3 protein-coding genes are annotated in these 2797 nt (G+C 72.9%); all 3 read right to left on the reverse strand.

The genetic code is table 11. From position 1 onward, the window contains the following. Window positions 1-96: 96 nt before the first annotated feature. The gene (locus tag GT354_RS51880) at window positions 97-780 is read right to left on the reverse strand and encodes a hypothetical protein (protein WP_161365484.1); all 684 of its coding nucleotides are present in this window, start codon (window positions 778-780) and stop codon (window positions 97-99) included. Continuing rightward, entirely contained in the window at window positions 777-2111 is a 1335-nt protein-coding gene (locus GT354_RS51885; RefSeq protein ID WP_161365486.1) for an aminotransferase class I/II-fold pyridoxal phosphate-dependent enzyme, read from the reverse strand. The genes GT354_RS51880 and GT354_RS51885 overlap by 4 nt, the downstream gene beginning before the upstream one ends. Further along, the coding region (locus GT354_RS51890; RefSeq protein WP_161365488.1) for an FAD-dependent oxidoreductase at window positions 2108-2797 on the reverse strand (690 nt) is incomplete at its 5' end. The genes GT354_RS51885 and GT354_RS51890, both read right to left, overlap by 4 nt.

Consider the following 2797-nt stretch of genomic DNA (forward strand, 5'->3'; position numbering starts at 1 on the left):
GTGCGGGCCGATCGGAGGTGTTCCATCACCTGACCGCGGGCCGTCGCCCCCCACGCGCGCCCGTGCGGGCCGGCCCCGACAAGGCCCTCGCGGGCGCTATCCCCCCGCCGTCCTGCCGATCGCCGCGCTGCCCGCCGCCGAGCGCCAGAAGTCGCCGATCCCTTCCTCCAGGAGGCGCGCGGCGAGGATCGCCTCGTCGGGGTCGTCGCCTCGGTCGAGCCCGTCCTGCACGACGTCCAGGGCCGACCGGCAGAGATCTTCGGGTGCCCCGGCGCCGTAGTGGTTCAGGAACTCGTCCGGTACCTCCAGGTCCGCCGAGCGCAGGTGCGAGACCAGTTCCGCGCAGCCGCCGAGGTACGCGATCAGGTCGGAGTGCACGGCCAGCGCGGTCGCCGCCTGGCTTCCCTGGATCGCCAACCAGGACAGGACGCCGTTGAAGGCGTAGGTCGTACGTTCACGCGGCTGCGGTGGGGTGTCGGCCGGGTCCGGACCCAGGGCGTGCGCGCAGGTCGCCAGTCCGGGACCCGCGTCGTACACGAGCCGGGCCAGGGTCAGGTACAGGTCGGCTGCCGGGCGGTGCGGGAAGCGCGCGACCAGGGTGGCGTAGGCGACGAGTTCGGTCCGTCGGCACTGGGCATCGGTACCGATCAGGCGCCGAAGGTGCTCCCTGGTCAGGTCGCCGTTCGCGAGCATGCTCAACAGTGCGTTGCCGACGGGCTGTTCGCGGCGTCGGTTCTCTAGTTCGTCGGCGAGGTGCCTGGCGGTGGTTCGCGGGCTCATCGAGGTTCTCCGAGGTCGTGGTGGTGGCCAACGGGGCGGGCGGTGACGCCCTTTCGTTTCCGCGTCGGTGGTGTGTGGCTCGACGACGTTCGCGACGGTCGGGCCGTTCTGCGTTCGAGAAAGCGGGCCAGCCTCCCCGCGGCGTCGGTGAGCAGGTCCGTCGGTGCGAGCGTGACCATCCGGAAGTGTCCGGGCGCGACGGGGCCCAGGGCGTTGCCCGGGACGATCAAAAGGCGTTCCTCGCGCAGCAGTTCGTTCGCCAGGCGGTCGTCGTCCCCGATGCGACAGCGCCGGACGTCGATGGACGGGAACGTGTAGAACGCGCCCTGTGGTTTGACGCTTCGCACGCCCGGGACGGCGTTGAGCAGATTCCAGATGTGCTCGCGCCGACGCCCCAGCGCGCCGTCGGGGGCGGTCAGCGACGGGGTGTCGTCGGCCGCCAGAGCCGCCCGGACCGCGCGCTGGACGGGGACGTTGGGGCACAGGCGCAGCGACGCGAGCGTGTCGAGCGCGTCGGTGTACTCGCGCGCGGGCCCCCGGGGTCCGGTCAGCGCCATCCACCCCATCCGGTAGCCGGGTATCCGGCTGCGTTTGGACAGGCCCCCGAAGGTGAGGCACGCGACGTCGGGGGCGCAGGAGGCGAGCGGGACGTGAGCGGTGTCGTCGTAGAGGAAGTCGGCGTAGATCTCGTCGGCCAACAGCACCAGGTGATGTCGTCGGGCGATGTCGGCGATCGCGTCGAGGACGTCGGGGGGCCACACCGCGCCGGTGGGGTTGTTCGGGTTGATCACCACGATGGCGCGGGTGCGGTCGGTCACGCGGGCGGAGATCTGCGCCGGGTCCGGATACCAGTCGGCGTGTTCGTCGCACGGATAGTGCACGGGTCGGCCGCCGGCCACGACGACGGAGGCCGTCCACATCGGGTAGTCGGGTGCCGGGATCAGCACTTCGTCACGTGGGTCGAGCAGTGCGTTGAGGGACATCGGCGCCAGTTCGGAGACGCCGTTGCCCAGGTAGACGTCGCGCGGCCGCACGTCCGCGAGGCCCTTCGCGCGGTAGTGCTCGGCCACCGCGCGCCGTGCCGACGGCAGCCCTTTGGCGGTGCTGTAGCCGCACGAGTGGTCGAGTTGCTCGCGGACCGCGCGCACCACCTCCGGCGCGGGCGTGAGCCCGTACGCGGCGGGGTCGCCCAGGTTCAGCGCGAGCACGTGTTCGCCGCGAGAACGCATGCGTTCGGCCTCGGCCGCCAGTGCGCCTCGCATGCCGTACGCGACGTCGGCCATCCGGCGTGAGGCGCGGACGGGGTGGTCGGCACGTGGGCCGGTACTCATCGGGCGGCCTCGGTGAGGTGGGCGACGCGGGTGGCGGTCGGCGAGAAGTGCGCGGCGACGTCGAGCGCGCAACGCACGGCGCTCTCCTGGCTGTCGAGGTCGCCGAGGTGGCTCCCCACGAGGTGGATACGCCGCGTGCCCTGGGCGGCGAGCAGCGCTTGGCGCGCGCGGTGCGCCTGCGGGGTCGGCAGCGGTTGGTGGAAGACCTCGTGGTGAAGTACCTCCGTCGGCGGCTCGCGGTGGGTGGTCCAGCTCTTGAAGAGGTCGACGCCCAGGGCCGGTCCGTACCACGACGTGCTCTCGCCCCAGCCGTCGTGGACGTGGACGTTGGTGCTGGACCAGTGCGCGCGGTTCTCGGGCATGCCGGCGGGGTCGCGGTGCAGGGCCACGGCGACCTCGACGTGGGGGATGGCGTCGAGCGCCAGGGCGCGCGGGGGATCGGTGTCGGCGAGCAGCCGGGCCGCGGCGGGGGCGGGGACCGCGAGGACGAGCGCGTCGAAGTCGGCCTCGCCTTCGTGGGTGCGCACGACGACGGAGGTTTCGGTGTGGCTCACGGCGACGACCGCAGCGTCGCGGTGTACGCGTGCGCCGAGGGCTCGGGCCAGGGCGCCGGTCACCGATCCCAGGCCGTCGACGAGGTTGACCCATTCCGCCGCCGCGTCGGCCGCGGCCGCGGGCGTGCGCAC

The sequence above is a fragment of the Streptomyces sp. SID3343 genome (assembly GCF_009865215.1).
Classification (GTDB): domain Bacteria; phylum Actinomycetota; class Actinomycetes; order Streptomycetales; family Streptomycetaceae; genus Embleya.